This window comes from Paenibacillus ferrarius (assembly GCF_002027705.1).
GTDB classification, from domain to species: Bacteria; Bacillota; Bacilli; order Paenibacillales; family NBRC-103111; genus Paenibacillus_E; species Paenibacillus_E ferrarius.
Map to the genome: position 1 here is coordinate 65,426 of NZ_MBTG01000034.1, position 17,576 is coordinate 83,001.

At 44.4% G+C, this 17,576-nt stretch carries 12 protein-coding genes; 11 read left to right on the forward strand and 1 reads right to left on the reverse strand.

Annotated features, from left to right (window positions below; genetic code table 11):
- Window positions 1–64: 64 nt before the first annotated feature.
- Complete coding sequence (locus BC351_RS28775) at window positions 65–1,867, forward strand: cache domain-containing sensor histidine kinase (protein ID WP_079417490.1); 1,803 nt, start codon at window positions 65–67, stop codon at window positions 1,865–1,867.
- A 13-nt stretch (window positions 1,868–1,880) separates the two neighbouring features.
- Window positions 1,881–3,470, forward strand: coding sequence for a response regulator (locus tag BC351_RS28780; protein WP_079417492.1), 1,590 nt, complete (start codon window positions 1,881–1,883; stop codon window positions 3,468–3,470).
- A 42-nt stretch (window positions 3,471–3,512) separates the two neighbouring features.
- Here the strand turns inward: BC351_RS28780 and BC351_RS28785 are convergent, their stop codons facing one another.
- Window positions 3,513–5,894: a glycoside hydrolase family 95 protein gene (locus BC351_RS28785; protein ID WP_079417494.1), complete on the reverse strand. Its 2,382-nt coding sequence runs from the start codon at window positions 5,892–5,894 to the stop codon at window positions 3,513–3,515.
- Window positions 5,895–6,200: 306 nt separating this feature from the next.
- On the opposite strand from BC351_RS28785, the gene BC351_RS28790 reads away from it, so the two are divergent.
- From BC351_RS28790 to BC351_RS28830, 9 genes are all read left to right on the forward strand, one after another.
- Window positions 6,201–7,598 carry an ABC transporter substrate-binding protein gene (locus tag BC351_RS28790; protein WP_079417496.1) on the forward strand — a complete coding sequence of 466 codons (1,398 nt, stop codon included), beginning with the start codon at window positions 6,201–6,203 and terminating at the stop codon, window positions 7,596–7,598.
- 69 nt (window positions 7,599–7,667) lie between these two features.
- Window positions 7,668–8,582 carry a carbohydrate ABC transporter permease gene (locus BC351_RS28795; RefSeq protein ID WP_079417498.1) on the forward strand — a complete coding sequence of 305 codons (915 nt, stop codon included), beginning with the start codon at window positions 7,668–7,670 and terminating at the stop codon, window positions 8,580–8,582.
- Window positions 8,567–9,442 carry a carbohydrate ABC transporter permease gene (locus BC351_RS44450; protein ID WP_158082262.1) on the forward strand — a complete coding sequence of 292 codons (876 nt, stop codon included), beginning with the start codon at window positions 8,567–8,569 and terminating at the stop codon, window positions 9,440–9,442. The genes BC351_RS28795 and BC351_RS44450 overlap by 16 nt, the downstream gene beginning before the upstream one ends.
- A gap of 41 nt (window positions 9,443–9,483) precedes the next feature.
- Window positions 9,484–9,621, forward strand: coding sequence for a hypothetical protein (locus tag BC351_RS28805; protein ID WP_079417502.1), 138 nt, complete (start codon window positions 9,484–9,486; stop codon window positions 9,619–9,621).
- A 187-nt stretch (window positions 9,622–9,808) separates the two neighbouring features.
- A complete protein-coding gene (locus tag BC351_RS28810) occupies window positions 9,809–12,085 on the forward strand; it encodes a golvesin C-terminal-like domain-containing protein (RefSeq protein WP_079417504.1) in 2,277 nt (758 codons plus the stop codon).
- 210 nt (window positions 12,086–12,295) lie between these two features.
- Window positions 12,296–13,828 (forward strand): helix-turn-helix domain-containing protein, encoded by a 1,533-nt coding sequence (locus BC351_RS28815; RefSeq protein ID WP_079417505.1) that lies wholly within the window; start codon window positions 12,296–12,298, stop codon window positions 13,826–13,828.
- A 5-nt stretch (window positions 13,829–13,833) separates the two neighbouring features.
- Window positions 13,834–15,588, forward strand: coding sequence for a cache domain-containing sensor histidine kinase (locus BC351_RS28820; protein WP_158082263.1), 1,755 nt, complete (start codon window positions 13,834–13,836; stop codon window positions 15,586–15,588).
- 243 nt (window positions 15,589–15,831) lie between these two features.
- Window positions 15,832–16,692 carry an ABC transporter permease gene (locus BC351_RS28825; RefSeq protein ID WP_144028568.1) on the forward strand — a complete coding sequence of 287 codons (861 nt, stop codon included), beginning with the start codon at window positions 15,832–15,834 and terminating at the stop codon, window positions 16,690–16,692.
- Window positions 16,686–17,546, forward strand: a complete 861-nt coding sequence (locus tag BC351_RS28830; RefSeq protein ID WP_079417511.1) for a carbohydrate ABC transporter permease — start codon at window positions 16,686–16,688, stop codon at window positions 17,544–17,546. Before BC351_RS28825 ends, BC351_RS28830 begins: the two co-directional genes overlap by 7 nt.
- Window positions 17,547–17,576: the final 30 nt, after the last annotated feature.

Here is a 17,576-nt window from a genome sequence, read left to right on the forward strand (position 1 = left end):
GAAACATGTGCTAAGCTCAACGATTTGTTGAGCTTAGCACAGTTTTTGGTAAGGGGAGGGTGGAGTGAATCCAATTCGCTTTTTCAAAAAGAGCATTTTCAATAAAATAATGATCTCCTTCCTGTTCGTTATGATTATACCTACTTCATCTATCAGCATAAGTTCGTACTTCATATCCGTGAAAATACTAAAAGAGAAAGTAAGTGATTCATTCCACGAAAACCTTCTATATATTGGAAGTTCCATTGAAAAGGATTTATCGGAAATAGAAAAAATAACAGACTTAATTTTTATAAACGAAGATATTCAGCAGGCTATTAGCGCGGATAATAACAATCCATTGGACTACTATGCCAATTATAAGAAAGTGGATCAGGTTATGAATAATTTAGCGTTTTATTCAAATTATTATAAATACGTCACTTCTCTTTTTATTTTTGGCATGAACGGAAGTGAATTTAGATATGGGAATGGGAGTGATGCTTACGCCATAGATACGAAACTGCTGCTAGCATCGAATTGGTATAAACAATCGGAGGATTTAGGAGGGAACGTACTTTGGATTGGCGTGCATGACAATGATAATAAGTCAAGAATGACCCAGTTTAAACAGGTGTTTTCACTCTCCCGATTGATCAGGGATTTTAACAACAGGAACATTGGAAGCTTATATTTGAGTTTAAATACGAATGTTTTCACGGATATTTTAAGCAAGGCATCCCCCAATACACAAAGTCAATTGTATATTGTTGATCAGCTTGGAAAAATCGTCTACCCGCAAGAGAAGCTCGCCCAGAGTCTTGAGTCGGATGGCATTATACTGCCTACAGAAAAGAATCTTACGAACTTCGAAATCAAGAAAAACGGGAAATCTTATTTGGTATCTAATTATGATTTGGATAAGTATGGCTGGAAAATCGTACAAATGGTTCCTCTCGAACTGTTGACGAAGGATAATAAAGTTGTATTTAAAATCACGACTGCGGTATGTATTTTTTCTTTGCTGTTTTCAGGAGTGCTTTGGTTTTTTATTTCAGCGGGGATTGTAAAACCTATCCAAAAGTTAACGTTAACGATGAAAGATGTGAAAGGCTCCAATCTGCTGGTGAAATCCAACATTTCCAATATCGATGAGATTGGTTTGCTTAGCGTTAATTTCAACTACATGATTGAGCGGATTAATTCGCTTTTTAGCCAAGCAGTAGAAGAAGAAGCCATGAAAAGAAAAGCGGAAATCAAGGCGCTGCAAGGACAAATCACACCTCACTTTCTATACAATACCTTGAATACAATAAGATGGATGGCTATCATTCAAAAGTCAGACGGCATTAAAGAGGTTGTAGATGCTCTGGGAAGATTATTGAAGAATACATTCAAAGAGCAAAGCGCGCTGACAACAGTAAGTGAAGAATTGAGCATGATTAAGGATTATATTTATATTCAACAAACGCGATATCGTGAGAAATTTCAGGTTTCTTATGAAATAGATGAACAACTGCTGCTTAAGAAATGTGTCAAATTCATTCTACAGCCGATCGTTGAGAACGCCATATTTCATGGAATTGAACCACTGGAAGAGCCTGGTTTTATTAAAATTAAGATATTCACTGATCATACAACACTCCAAATTACAGTTGAAGATAGCGGCGTAGGAATGTCGGCTTTTCAGGTGTCCCGAATTTTGGGGAGTAGTATCAGATCGGAAGATTCCTTAGGCGGGATTGGTGTACAAAATGTAAACCTTCGTATCAAAATGATCTGCGGTGACCTCTATGGCATTCAGATTGATAGTCAATTAGGTGTCTATACGAAAGTTCAGATCGTTCTTCCTTTGGATATTAGTGATGAATCTTTGCATACCGAGTAGGTGGTGAAAAAAGTTGCTGAAAATATTAATCGTTGATGATGAAGCGCTTGTCAGGATAGGTATTAAAACGATCCTACCATGGGAAGAATTGGGATTCGAGCTTGTGGGTGAAGCGGAAAATGGGAAGAAAGCATTAGAGATGGCTAGAGCCTATTCACCTGATATTATTTTGACAGATATTAAAATGCCTGTGATGACGGGGATTGAATTAATCAAGCAATTAAGGCAAGAGAATCATCCGGCGAAATTTATCGTATTAAGCGCGTATGATGATTTGGTTTATGTCAAGGAAGCCATGAAGCATGGGGCGGAAGATTATATGTTGAAACTAGAGTTGGAGCCCGTGCAATTGATTCAGATTATGAAAGAGTTAAGTCTTTCAATAGCAGCAGCAAAAGATAGGGCTGTGAATGCGTCTGTTGCACAAGAATATCCAATTATACATACAGCCCTGCATAAAGAAAAGTTTTTCAAAGATATGCTTCTAGGTGTTATTCAGAATAGCGATGAAATGTTGCAGCAGTTAAATGCGCTTAATTTGAATTTTTTGGAAAAACCGCTCAGTTGTATGATCGTCGAAGTTGATGATTTGACTATTTATGATAAATATGGGGAAGCGCCTCATTTGCTTGATTATTCTATTCTCAACATCTTAGAGGAGGTTTTATCCAGTTATGCCTACGGGCATGTGGCAAGTATTCATCCCAAACAATTTGTCGTCATTTTCGCTTTAAAGAAAAACGAGAGGGAGGATAGTGGCGAAAGGTTGCATGAGTTGACAACCAATATGAGGACTTCATTGCGAAAATATTTAAACACATCCGTTTGCATGGGGATTAGCAATGGACATTCGAATTATTTGTACATCAAGCAAGCCTTTAAGGAAGCGAAAGAAGCAATAGGATACAAATTTATTTTACCGAGGGGGAGCAATATTTATTATGGTGAAATGAAACGAATATCGATTCAAGAAAACGAAGATATTTCTGCAGAAATGAGGAAGGTTGAATTCGCGCTTCTGGATGGAGACATTAAGGCGATTAAGGACGCTCTAGATCTATTAATTCAGAAAATGCGTCAATCCAATAACTTAACGAAGGAATTATTAACTGGATTATGCTATTCCATTTATTATTTATTTCAGACCTTTATGGAAAAATTCAAACTAACAGGCAAAGATATCGTCAATAAAGAGATGTACACGGATATAAATACAATGAATTTAAAGGTTGATTTCATCGAATGGATTCATCATTTGAAGCAGCGTTTTACTGAGCAGTTGATAAATAACAATGAGAATATGCGGGTGTTTACAACCAAACAATTCATCAATAAGCATTACAAAGAAGATCTGTCCTTGGAAAAGGTTGCCGAATATTTACAGTTGTCTACAGCCTATTTAAGCAATCTCTATAAAAAAGAGACAGGCCAGAATTTAATTGAATACTTGACGGAAGTTAGGATCAGTCAAGCGAAGTTCTTATTAAAAACGACGGATTTAAAAATCGCTGAAATCGCGCGAGAAGTAGGTTACTCGGATGAATATTATTTTAGCAAAGTATTCAAAAAAAATGTGGGAGAATCACCGATCAAGTATAGATAAAATCAAACGGCGGATCCGAATGGAGTCCGCCGTTGTATGAACTTACACGCTGCGCAGCGTATATCGTTTACCTGCCTCGGTATCGAAGCGGATGACACCCTCCATCACAACTTCGTAAGGTACATGCGTGCCTTCCGAATCGACCGTGAGCGAAATCCCCTTCGTACGAATACGGCAGCTGCCGCCGAATTGCGCTTCGATTTCCGCTTCCTGAAGAGCGCCCCCTGCCCACGATAGACTAACGCTCATCGCGCCTCTTGCTCGGAGGCCCCTCACGAAGCCGGTCGGCCATGCATCCGGCAAGGCGGGCAGCAGTGAAATCTCGCCGGCATGAGATTGAACCAGCATCTCCGCTACGCCGGCGGTAAATCCAAAGTTGCCGTCGATTTGAAAAGGCGGGTGGGCATCGAACAAGTTAGCGTAAACCCCACCGTGATGGTAGTTCGTCTCGTTCTCCTTCACTAGCTGCAGCAAATTGGAGATGAGCGCAAGCGTTCGGTTCCCGTCCTGAAAACGGGCCCACAAACAAATTTTCCAAGCCAGACTCCAGCCTGTCCCGTCATCACCACGCCGCTCCAAGGAGGTTCTTGCTGCCTGAAACAGTTCAGGCGTTCCCAGTTCCGTCAATTGATGGCCAGGGTAGATTCCGAACAGATGCGAGACATGGCGGTGATGCACATCCTCGTCATCCCAATCTTTCGACCATTCCTGCAGGTGGCCGTGCTTGCCGATTTGCATCGGCTTCAGTTTCTCGCGCGCTGCTGCCATCTCAGCTCTAAAGGGCTCGTCAACGTTCAAAATGGCCGAAGCCTCGATACTGCTCGTCAACAAATCCCAAATCAACGACATATCCATCGTCGTTGCCTGACTGACCGCTGCCATCTGCCCATCCGCAGTCACAAACTTATGCTCAGGCGAGGTGGAGGGCGATGTGATTAGATGGCCGTTTTCGTCCGGATGCAGCCAATCCAGACAGAAAAGCGCCGCTTCTCTCATCATCGGATAAGCCTGCTCACGAAGATAACGTTCATCTTGGGTGAACGCGTAGTGCTCCCAGAGGTGCTGGCACAGCCAGGCAGCCGACATTGGCCATAGCGCCCACACCGGATCGCCTTGGCCATAGTCCCCGACAGGCGCTGACTGGCACCAGATGTCTGCGTTATGATGCGCGACCCAGCCTCTGCAGCCATAGTTCACTTCGGCCGTTTTCCGGCCGTTGTTGGACAAATTCTGTATGTACCCAAGAAGCGGCTCGTGACATTCGGATAAATGGCACGTTTCTGCTAGCCAGTAGTTCATCTGGGTATTAATGTTCAACGTCCAATTGCTGCTCCATGGCGGGCGCAATTCTTTGTTCCAAATGCCTTGCAAATTGGCCGGCTGTGACCCTGCGCGAGAGCTTGCGATCAGCAAGTATCGGCCATATTGAAACAGCAGCTCCACGAGCCCGGCATCCTTCGCTCCATACTCGGCGATTCTCCGGTCAGTCGGCATTCGCTCTGCCTCCTCGGAAGCGCCAAGCCTCAGTTCCACGCGATTGAATAATGCCGTGTAGTCATCTATATGAGCTTGCCGTAACTGCTCATAGGATTTGGCCATCGCCTGCTGCAGGCGCTCCTCATTTGCAGCAGCTATTTCACCGCTTTCCTTGGCAGGCGGCTTATCATATCCCTGAAAGCTGGTTCCCGCGCTGAACAGCAGCGTAACCGCCTTGGCGCTTTGAATATGAAGCCCGTCATGATCAATCGCATAAGCGCCGCCCTCAAGCTGAACGCCAATACGCCCCTCGAACCGCATGGCTTCCGTTGTTTTGGGTTCACCGTATACGACGGGATGGTCCCTATCGTAATAATTAGGATCAACATGCTCCGGGCAAATACCTTGCAAATACAGATGATCTGCTGTAAAGCTTGTTCGATACGGATGAGGACTATCCAGCCGAGCTGTGAAATTCAGAGCGCCCGGAGCGCTTGCCTCGATACGGATCACAATGACTTGGTCCGGATAGGAAGCAAACATTTCACGCGTATACGCAATATTGCCAATCTGATACGCCACTCTAGCGATGGCATCTGTCAAATCCAAGCTGCGCTCATAGGCCTGAACAATGCCCCCGTGGCGGAATTTCAGGTGAAGATCGCCAAGCGGCATATAAGATTGATTGTAAGGCCCCATCATCTCCTTGCTCTTCTTGTCCGCTTCCGCGTAGCGCCCTGCTGCTATCAGCTCGCGTACTTCTGAGAGAACGCGCTTCGCGTTCGGATTGTTTCCGTCGACAGGACCTTGGCCTGACCACAGGGTATCTTCATTTAACTGCAAATGCTCAGCTTCCGGATCGCCAAAAACCATAGCGCCCAGTCGGCCATTTCCGATAGGCAGCGCTTCCGTCCACGCTTTTGCGCAGCTTAGATAATGCAATTTCAAAGGTAACAGCTCCTTTTATGAATGGAATTATGCTCACTCTAACTACATCACAAAATCACTATCTGGAATTAGGACATTACTAAGTTACGTTTGAATAAAGTTAACATGAATGATTCAACCGCTGGCAGCCACCTGCCAGAGTGCAAAAAAAACCATTTTTTCTTTATATTTTACAAATTGAATGATGTTCTATTGGATAGATGATGAGAAAGGTTAAAAATTCGAAAGATATTACATTTGAACGGATGTTTTAAAGAATTATAGTAAAGAGGCAATAGATGTCCAAACGAAAAGGGGTATGAAAAAGTGGAGAAAAATAAGTATAGAACTGCAAGCGTTTCATTATTAATTTTTGGAATGATCGGCTTGTCTCTAGCAGGCTGCAGCAGCAAGAATGATGCAGGCGGCGCATCAAGCTCGGTCCCAACCGTTTCACCAGCTAGTACGGAAATGGCCGCACCTGTTGCCAAAAAGGAAGCCGTAACCCTCAAATGGTATTCGACTTCTGGCAATGCCAACTTGCCAGCAACAAAGACACTATTAGAGGCTTATAAGGCATATTCGGGCAACACCGTGGAGTTAGAAACCGTTGCTGGTGATGGAGATGTCATTTACAAAAAGATCGATATTGATCTCTCGACGTCTGGGACCGTAGATGTTATCCCTCTACAGAACCCAATCATACATGCTAAATACGCAAACAGTGGGTTTCTCCTTCCCTTGAATGATATTTATAAGGATGCAGGTGTTGATTATGAGAAGAAATTCGGAAAATATTTAACCAAATTCAGCGATAAAGTTTATATGCTGCCAACTGGGGCTGGAACATGGGCCGTATTTTATAATAAAAAGATTTTTGATGATGCCAAAGTGCCTTATCCAAAGGGCGAATGGACATGGGATCAATATGTGGAAACAGCCCGGAAATTAACGGATTCAAGCAAAGGGATCTATGGTTCAAGCTTCCCTGATTACGATAATACCTTTTATTTATTAGCAGCCCAGAGAGGCATTAGCGGTTATAAAGCGGATGGTACATCGAATTATGATGATCCTGCCTTTAAAGAATCTTTACAGTGGTTGGGTGATCTGGGAAATAAATTGAAAATTCAACCGAGCTGGCTTGAAACAAAGTCAAAGAAAATTCCTTATGATGCCTTTATGAATGGCAAATATGCAATGCAATTTACGGGTACATGGTTTGCTTTTGCGCCAATAGATATGAAGACCTATCCACGCGATTGGAAGGTTGGTATCACGCAGCCGCCAGTTGATCCTAATGGAAAGAACATGATCGGCATTACTTCAGGAAATGGCATCAATAAATATTCCAAACATCCTAAGGAAGCAGCAGATTTCGTGAATTGGCTTGCAGACAATCAATATAAATATGGCGGCTCCGGAACGCCAGCGCGTGTGGATTTAACCAAAGAAGATACGGATAAGATTTTCCAAGAAATGGCAGCTAAATTCCCTGCTGCAGATGGGATTACGACGGAGGATCTCAAAGACGTATTTCTGACGCCTAATCTGGGTCTCAAACCAGAGAAAATTACGGGTTCGATTGCTGCGGAATACGGGAAAATTATTTTACAGGAAGGCGAGTCGTATCTTGTAGGACAAAAACCACTGGATGATGCGGTTAAAGCAATCAAATCGCGTGCAGACGAAGCTATTGAAAAGGCTAAAACCTCGAAGAATTAATCATCTAATCCATTCGAAAGGGGCACTTCTGAAGATAGGGTGCTCCTTTGTTTCAGGAGGAGTCATATCATGCCTAAGCTTAAAATAAAGAGAAATATCGGAAGTCTGGAGAAACAAGAGGCACGAGCCGCGTTGGTATTTGTATTACCTTTTTTTATGGGATTTCTCATTTTTCAATTTGCGCCATTATTTTATGCCTTTTTTATTAGCTTCGTGGACTTGAATAATTTCAAACCATTGAACGCTGTTCAATGGGTGGGCTTATCCAACTATACAGCGATATGGAATGACCCCATTGCAATCTCATCTTATCTCAAAAGTTTTTATTATACACTCCTCTATGTCCCCTGTCTTACGGTCGTTGGATTTATTGCTGCTGTGCTTTTGAACAAACATTTCTATTTGAAGAGCTTTAGCAGATCTTTGTTTCTAATGCCTTATGTGGCTAACATCGTTGCGATTTCAATGGTGTTTTCATTGCTGTTCGATCCATTCGGAGGGGTTGTGAACGCCTTGCTCAAGGGACTAGGGATTGTTAATCCGCCATTGTGGTTTGCTAGTAGCCAAATGGCAATTCCTACAACGGCAATGGTCGCCGTCTGGTTGAATTTCCCTTTTCAAATGATTGTCTATTTGGCGGCATTACAAGGTGTGTCCAAGGATTTATACGAAGCAGCTGACATGGATGGAGCATCGAAGGTTACCAAATTGGTTCGTATTACCTTGCCGATTGTCTCTCCTACAAGCTTTTTTCTGATCATAACAGCGACGATCGGTTCTTTTCAAAATTTCACGATTTTCAACGCACTGACCAAAGGCGGCCCTGGGACAGCTTCCCGAGTAAGCTCACTCAATATTTATGAAGAGGCTTTTTCATTCAATCACTATAGTTATGCTGCAGCACAAGCAATCGTCCTGTTTCTGATTATTATGGTTATTTCAGTGGTCCAATGGGGAGGGCAGAAAAAATGGGTGCATTATTAATAGCAAAGAAATCTACTCAGCCATCCATCCATAAAAGCAGACGATCTATCGCTACTCTCTCTTACTCCATATTTGTATTGATTGCAGCGTTGATGATGATGTTTCCATTTATCTTTATGATATCTGCTTCTCTTAAAACGACTGCTCAAGCGTTTAACGAACCGCTTAAACATCTGATTCCCGATCAGATTTATTGGGGGAATTATCAAACTTTATTAACCTCTCCGAATTACTTTCTCTGGATCGGAAATTCGTTGAAAGTGGTGGCTTTATCGATTGTATTACGCGGGATCGTCGTTACCATGGCCGCATATGCCTTTGCCAGATTGAATTTCAAAGGAAGAAATATCCTGCTGCTTATCTCCTTGTCCACATTAGCTATTCCACCCGATACAACAATCGTAGCCAGATTTCTAATCTATAAGTATATGCATTTAATCAACACGCATTGGGCGCTAATTATTCCAGCTGTGTTTGATGTATTCTTTCTATTTCTTTTGAGACAATTTTTCATGGGAATTCCCAAGGAACTCACGGAAGCAGCCATCATTGACGGATGCTCCCATTATCGTGTTTATTTTCGAATCATCCTCCCCCTTGCGGTTCCAGCCTTGATGACAATGATTGTATTTTCTTTCGTTTATATTTGGAATGACTATGCAACTCCTTTTATCTTTATTTCAAGCGAGAAGAAGCAAATGGTAACCGTCGGACTTCAATACTTTTCAACACAGTATGGTTCTAACTATTCTCTTCAAATGGCTGGTGCTGCGTTTGTTATCTTATTGCCAATCCTGCTATTCGTTTTCGCTCAAAAGTTCTTTGTGGAAGGCATCACTTCAAGCGGTATCAAAGGATAACCATTTTTCTGATCTCGCACGAAATTCACCACCGTGGACAGATGATCGTGCTGATGTGCCAAGCCGGCTTGCGCGTTCCTGGATCGAAAAAGACGAACTTCCCCCATCCGGAGGGGCTGTTTGTCTTTATAGATTTCGGGCGGATGACCGACCGTTTTTTGTGTACATTTTGCAGGTAATTATACAATAAACGTACTTTTTTCTTGTTTTCATGTATATATCAACGCAGGAATATGAACTATTCTAAATACACATCGTTGAAAACGCATACATCTGATGAGACCTATTAGTTGGGAGGGGATAAGCAGCTCATGAGAGAGTAAGGAAGATTGTAGCTGGTCATTAAACGAATGGGGAGGCGTAAATATGAGTAAAGTAAAGTTTGGTTTGTTGTCTTTGTTAAGTTTTGTATTAATGGTAAGCGTTTTCTTCAGTAATATAGGCCCAGGCGGAAGTAGTATCGTTCAAGCCAATACTGAAATCATTGTGGACAATACGGATGCAGCGCTTGTCGGTTCATGGACATCATCCACCTTTAAACCGAATTTTTATGGGACGAACTATGTGACGAAACCATCCGGGAGTGGAACAGCAAAAGTAAAATGGACGCCAAATGTGCCGACCGCCGGAACATACAAGGTTTATTACAAGCTCCCGGATGGCGCAAGCGATCGGGCAAGCAATGCTCCGTTCAACGTACACGATACAACAGGGGACCATCCCTACAGTGTTGATGAGCGGGTATCGCCCAGCGCAGGATGGGTTTTGCTGGGGAGTCATACATTCGGTGCAGGATCAGCCGGGTATGTCGAGTTATCGGATAATGCTAACGGCCAATTTGTCATTGCAGACGCAGTGAAATTCGAGTATGTGGTCCCACTTGGAGAAGTCATTGTGGATAATACAGCTGCGACATCAACGGGAATATGGAATATTAGTACATTTAAGCCCAACTATTATGGTTCGAATTATGCAACCAAACCAACGGGTACGGGAGCGGCAACGATGAGGTGGACCCCCAATTTGCCGCAAGCGGGCACCTATGCGGTCTATTATAGAATCCCGGATGGGACAAGTGACCGCGTGAACGACGCCCCATTCACGGTTCATGATGCTTCAGGAGATCAGACGTACTATGTGAACGAGCAGGAATCGCCTGGAGGCGTATGGAAGGTGCTCGGCAATCACACATTTGCTGCTGGAAACGGCGGGTATGTGGAATTATCGGATAATGCCAATGGCAGCTATGTCATCGCAGATGCCATTAAATTCGGTCCAGCCGTACCGGAGGATATGCTTCCTAAACCTCCGCAAGGCAATTACAAGATCCGCCCAGATATTCCGAAACAAACAATTCTAGGTTTAGGCGTGGAAATTCAAAGCGACAGCATCGGATCCGGCAATAACGGATTGCCTGAGAAGACGACGAGCGTTCCTCACGATTTGGTTCCATCCGAGAAAACACGGTTTTATAACGATATGTTGAAGGGCTTCCGTTATGCGCGTTTGGCAATGGGGCTTTATTTCCGCGGGTTGACGCCCGATCAGAATAACATCGTGGAACGATTCCCAGGCCAAGCTGATGAACTAAAGGAGATGATTGAGCAGTCCGGTATGGAAGGGGTAGCAGCGGAATATTGGTCCCCGGCTCCTTACTGGAAATCGAATGGAAGTTATATCGGAGGCAGCTTGAAACAGTTTGATGCTCCTTTCTTGAACGAGTTTGGAGATGCTTTGGTAAGGGATATTGATTACTTGGAAAGCAAAGGAATACCTGTTGTCATGTGGGGATTGCAAAACGAGCCTGCCTATTCGACACCTTACTCTTCGGCTGTATACACGGATTCGCAGTACTATAATACGTTTAAAATCGCTGCTCCCAAAGTGAAAGCGAAATACCCGAATATGTTCATTCAAGCCGAAAGTCTGAGTGGGCAATACGGCAGAGGTTCGGCATTAACTCGCAATGATCCCGCGACACTTCAATATGTAGATGGGTGGACTTGGCATAAAATTGGTACTTCATCCAATGAGCAAATTACGAATGCCGCTTATTTTAATGCAAACACAGCCGGCAAACCCGTTTTCAACAATGAGTTTGAGTATCTGGACAACACAACGAGCGTTGACAAAATGATGAATACAGCCCAGTCCATCATGAACTGGATGACGTTCGAGAATTCGCCGACTTGGTTCTGGCTGCATGCGCTAAAACCAACGTATAACGCGGAATCAGAAGGTTATGGACTGGGTCTGTGGAGACCGGCCGACGATACGGATTTCTCCAAGTACAGCCAAATCCAGCCAGGGCATTTCGATTATATCAAAACCAACTGGCATGCCGTCGCAGGATTTGTGAAATATATGCCATGGAATTCGGTGCGCTATCAGGTAGACGAGTCAACCGTTCAACTTAACAACCGCATCATGGCATGGAAAACGCCAGAGGGCAAACTTGTCTTTGCACTGACGAACAGAGGCGGCGGGTCGTACACATTCAACATGGATCTTGGAGGCGCGTACACACTAGCAGGCCACCGTTATGACAAAAATACTGCCGATCTACCGCTCGGCAATGTGACAGGAAGCAATGTGAGCATAACGCTGCCAGGCAATTCGATTGAATTCTGGGCAGCCCAGTAGAACGAGGCGTTCATGTCAGCAGAGGCTGTCTCAAAAGTCGAAAATGACTGCGAGGCAGCCCCTTCTGTTTTATGGCCTTCGACTGCCTATCCAACTGCGACTGCAACCATATAGATAGGGTTCGTAATTCAGCTTGTTGAGATTCCAATCGTGTTTTATGATTAGGATTATTATCGAAATGTGTCGAAAATGTGAGGAGATGGAGAAAGAATGCGGGACGCACTTCTAACGGTGTTAATTGTGGATGACGAACTGCCGCTGCGTCAAAGATTGCAATCCCTGAACTGGGCTGCTTTTGGAGCAGCATGTATCGGAGAAGCACGAGATGGCGAAGAGGCTTTGTCCTTGTGCCAAGAACTTCAGCCAGACGTCGTCATCACAGATATTACGATGCCTGTTATGGACGGAATCAGTCTGCTGATTGCACTGAAACAGCAGCTTCCATCGATTCAAGTTGTGTTGTTCACCGCACATAGCGATTTTGACTATGCTGTCAAAAGTCTCCATTACGGAGCACTAGACTACTTGCTGAAGATGAGCTTCACGGAGCATGATTTCGTGAAGCTCTTCGATCGGGCGAGAGAGAATCTCGAGCGCGCCGCCGTTTTCCAGTCATCCATGGCGGAGAGGCACCGTTGGGAGAAGGCGCGGGAACTTATGCTTTATCTCAACCGCGGATACACCATTGCGTCAACAGGTTTGCAGGCGCCTGTCAGCAATCTGGAAGGACAGCGGTATGCCGTACTCTTCACAGAAAACAGGAATCAGGCAAGCCTGCTTCTCGAGAAGGAAGTACAAGATATATTGGTGCGACGCGAAGGCTGTCAGGACGGGTTCAGCTTCGTTCCTTCCCAGTCCGGTGAATGGTTTCTATTCATGGGAACCTCGGCGTCATCGGGCGTGAATTGGACAAGTGATATGGAGCAATTGTTAGCTCAATTGCAGAGACGGATGGAAGATAAATGTTCTTTTGTGCAATACGAAATTCGCTGGTTCGCCGTCCTGCTCAGTACTCCGTTCCTGCCGGAATCTGTTCGTGATGATTACCTGACGATATACAAATGGAAGAAGGCGGTTTTCTACCAAGCGGATTCGCCGCTGCTATTCGAAGGCGCCCCGCCTGAATTAAAGCCCGTAACGGAGGCTCAAGAGAAAAGCTTGCGGGAAGAGTTGCGGAAAGTAGGCCGCGATCCGGAGCAGCTTTGCCAATTTATCGATGAGGGCCTAAAGCCGTATGCGCTAAGCGAGAGATGGAATCCTGCCGAGTTCAAACAGGTTCTTGTGCGAATTTGCACGGAGTTGTTTCGCGAATGGGGGTATCATCCCAAGGAAAGCGGCTTCGGTGCTTCCCTTCTGCAAGAGGAATCATTGGGATCCTTTCTGGAGGTGCTGATGCATGCCATCCGAAGCAGCGGGACGATCGCCAGCTTGCGATCTGAACTACGGGAAGTCAAGGCGATGATTGAGGCGGATTTGTCACAGCCGATCACGCTGAATGCGATAGCGGCGCAAGTTGGGCTAAGCCCTCAATATTTGGGCAGGCTGTTTCGCGATGAAACAGGCGAGTCGTTCAATGAGTACATGACCCGGCTGCGGATGGAAACGGCCATTCGCCTGTTAAATCAAACAAATTTAAAAGTATATGAGGTTGCCGAGAAAGTGGGAATCCCCAGCTACCGATATTTCTCCAATGTATTCAGGGAATGGACAGGGCTCACACCATCCGATTTCAAGAAAGGGTGAAGCTGTTGAAGAGGTTGTTGGTCTGGGTTCAGAGTTGGGGCATGGTATGGAAATTGTTTGTCATTCTCTTTGTCGTTACGGTTGCCTTATTTCTCGGCATGGCCTACAAAAATTATAAAGATTCCGAAGTACTGTACAAACAGGTAATTACGAATGATTCGAAGGAACTGATGGTTCGGACCAATCAATTTATCGATGCATATGTGGAAAATATTAAGAGCATCCTTTCCATTTTGTCAGCAGAAAGGGAGTGGTCCCAAGACAAGAAGGAAATAATTGAGAGCACGCTCAGGCGATATGGCAATTTGAATCAACTGAATATCAAAACGCTGTATGTCGTGACGGAAAACGGCGAGGTATTTACGAATAGTCAATTGTATTATGACATTTTGGGCAATCCCAATTTGCCCGGGCTGTATCAGCGCGCTTTGGAGAATGCGAATGCTTTAACCTGGAGTGAACCTTATAATTCGCTGTTATCCGGAAGAACCGTTGCTTTCATGAAGCCTGTAAAGGATAATAACGGTCATGTTTCAGCTGTTGTCATAGGGGAAATTGACTTGGAGAATTTGGCCATACGCTTGGCGCCGCTGCTTGCCGGCGTACATCAAACCTTCGTGGTGATTACCCAAGAGGGGAATATTGTAACCAAAGACAATCAGAGCTTGCTCCTGCCCTATGACAATACCGTTGTTCCTTCCAGAATTCAACCCGCTTTTGTGAAACGATTGTCTGATTTGGAGTATGGCTATAATGAGGTAGAGGGACCTAAGGGGAAGCTCATTATCGTTAAATCGCTGGCGAATTATTTGGGCTGGAATTTGTTTTCGATCTATGACGAGAACTATTTCTACCAAAGCGTTTCTTCCTTGTATACGAATGCGCGCAATACGCTTCTTCTATGGGTAGCTGCTCTGTTTCTTTGTACATTGATAATAAGCCGATATTTCACCAATCCAATCAAGAAGTTAGTTGTCAAAATGAATAAAGTACGCACACTGGACGTTCCTCTGAAAATATTGGATGTGCGCAATGACGAAATCGGCAGTTTGATTACGAGCTACAATCTGATGATGGATCGCATCGTAGGTTTGATGAATGAAAGGGAGCAAAACGCAGAGCGCAGAAAAGAACTGGAAATCAAAATGCTGCAAAGTCAGATCGGTCCCCATTTTCTGCACAATACGCTGGCTTGCATTCACAGTTTGGCTCAGCAGGAACGCATTCATGAGGTGGAGGCGACGATCCGTTCGTTAAGTGGACTGCTTTCTTACAGCTTCGATAAGATATCGGAGAAAGTACAGCTTCGCCAGGAGCTCGAGAGCATCGGAATGTTCGTGCAAATTCAGTCGATCCGGTATGGTCCCCATTTCGACCTACAAATAGATATCTCTGATGAAGCGCGGCAATGCGAGATCTTGAAGCTATCCATCCAACCGATCGTGGAAAATGCGATATTCCATGGCATTCTGCCGACCAGGAAGCCGGGCATCATTCAGATTCGGGCGAAAGTCCACGGCCAATCCTTGTTCGTCTACGTTGCAGACAATGGTGTAGGCATGAGTAAGCAGAAACAGCAGCAATTGTTTAATAATCGGGAGGGCAGCAACCGAAAGGGAAGATTCAACAGCATCGGTTTTGTTAATGTGCATGAGCGTTTCCGGTTGCACTATGGCGCCCCATTTGGCTTGAAGCTGATCAGCAAAGAAGGCGCCGGCACGGTTATTCGCATTAAAATTCCTATCCATCCGAATCCATGATGAACAATCATGGATTTTATGTTTATTTCACGTACATTTTGACTATTTTCATGTATATTTTATCGGTTTGCAGCTTGTTATGATTAGTAGCAAGGGGGAGTTGAAAGCGCAAACATTTAGATAAGAGGTGAGAGAGTGGAGACTAAAGCGGGTATCGGAAAACCTGCATCGTTACGGCCCTTGTTTGGGAGCAGAGCAAGAAGCCTATGGAAGCGAATATGGGAGTTTAAAGCGTTATACGTCATGATTTTGCCAGGTGTTCTGTATTATATCGTGTATCGATACTTGCCGATGTACGGCACGTTGATTGCTTTTAAGGATTACAGCTTCACAAAGGGGATTGTTTCAAGCCCATGGGCCAATCCATGGTATAAGCATTTTCAAACATTTTATGACTCGCCCTATTTTACGCAATTGCTGACGAATACGTTTTTAATCAGTTTTTACAAGTTGGCGTTCGGAATCTTCCCCCCTATCCTATTGGCCTTGTTGTTGAATGAGGCTAGAATTGTTTGGTTCAAAAATTTGATTCAAACGTTGACGTACATGCCGTATTTCCTCTCCTGGGTCATCATCTATGGCATACTCATTGCTTTCCTGTCCGAAAGTTCAGGCATTGTGAATCGGCTGATTGTTGAATCCGGCGGAGAAGCGATCTCCTTCCTGACATCTACCTCATGGTTCCGATCGATCCTTGTTGGGTCAGATATCTGGCAGCAAATCGGTTACGGAGCGATCATTTACTTGGCAGCGATGACTGCTATCGATCCTACGCTATATGAGGCGGCCAAAGTGGATGGAGCAGGTCGATTAAGAATGATTTGGCATATTACCCTACCGGGTATTAGGAATGTGATTATTCTGCTGCTGATTCTGCGTCTGGGCCATTTCCTTGATGCCGGATTTGAGCAAATTTATATTATGTACAACATTCAGGTGTACCCAGTTGCCGATATCATCGATACGTGGGTATTCCGCACGGGTTTGCAGCAATTGAATTTCAGCTTGGGAGCTGCTGTCGGATTGTTTAAATCGATTGTAGGGCTTGTCTTGGTGCTCGGCGCGAATAAGCTGGCTAAGCGTTGGGGAGGTTCCATATGGTAAAACAAAAAGGCGATGTTGTTTTTAATACCTTCGTGTATGTGCTGCTTGCCGTGCTCGGCGCGATTGCACTTGTTCCGCTGCTTTATGTATTTTCCGTATCAATTACGCCTTACAGCGAGGTTCTCAAAAATGGCGGGTATGTGATCATACCGAAATCGATAACCTTTGAGGCATACAAGCAGTTATTTTCAGAATCGACCATCCCGCGAGCGTTTAGAGTTACGATCATTATCACCGTCGTGGGAACGTTCCTGAATATTGTTCTGACTACGCTGCTGGCTTACCCGCTGAGTCGCAAAGGATTTCCAGGACGGAAATATATTTTATTCGCCATCGTGTTTACGTTCATATTCAACGGAGGGATTATCCCGACGTATCTGATTGTCAAATCAACTGGCATGCTGGACAGTCTATTCTCCATGATCGTTCCCAATATTATTTGGAGCTACAATGTGCTGATTATGAAAAGTTTTTTTGACAATTTGCCTGAGGAACTGTTCGAATCGGCGAAAATCGACGGGGCCAAAGAATTTAGGATATTGTGGCAAATTGTCGTGCCGCTCTCTACCCCGGTTTTCTTAACCTTATGCTTGTTTTACGCAGTGTCGCACTGGAATGAGTTTTTTCAAGCGATTATGTATGTGTCGGACCGGAATTTGTATCCGCTTCAGGTGGTCGTCCGAGATATTCTGATGCAAACACTGTCATCCATGAGCAATACGGAAAGCATGGTTCCTGCTGTTACGATGCAGATGGCTGCGGTGATTTCGGCAAGCTTGCCGATCATTCTTGTCTACCCGTTTATTCAAAAGTACTTTACGAAAGGCATGCTCTTAGGCGCAGTAAAAGGTTAATGATCGGTGACTAGGAGGGCGACCTCCCTT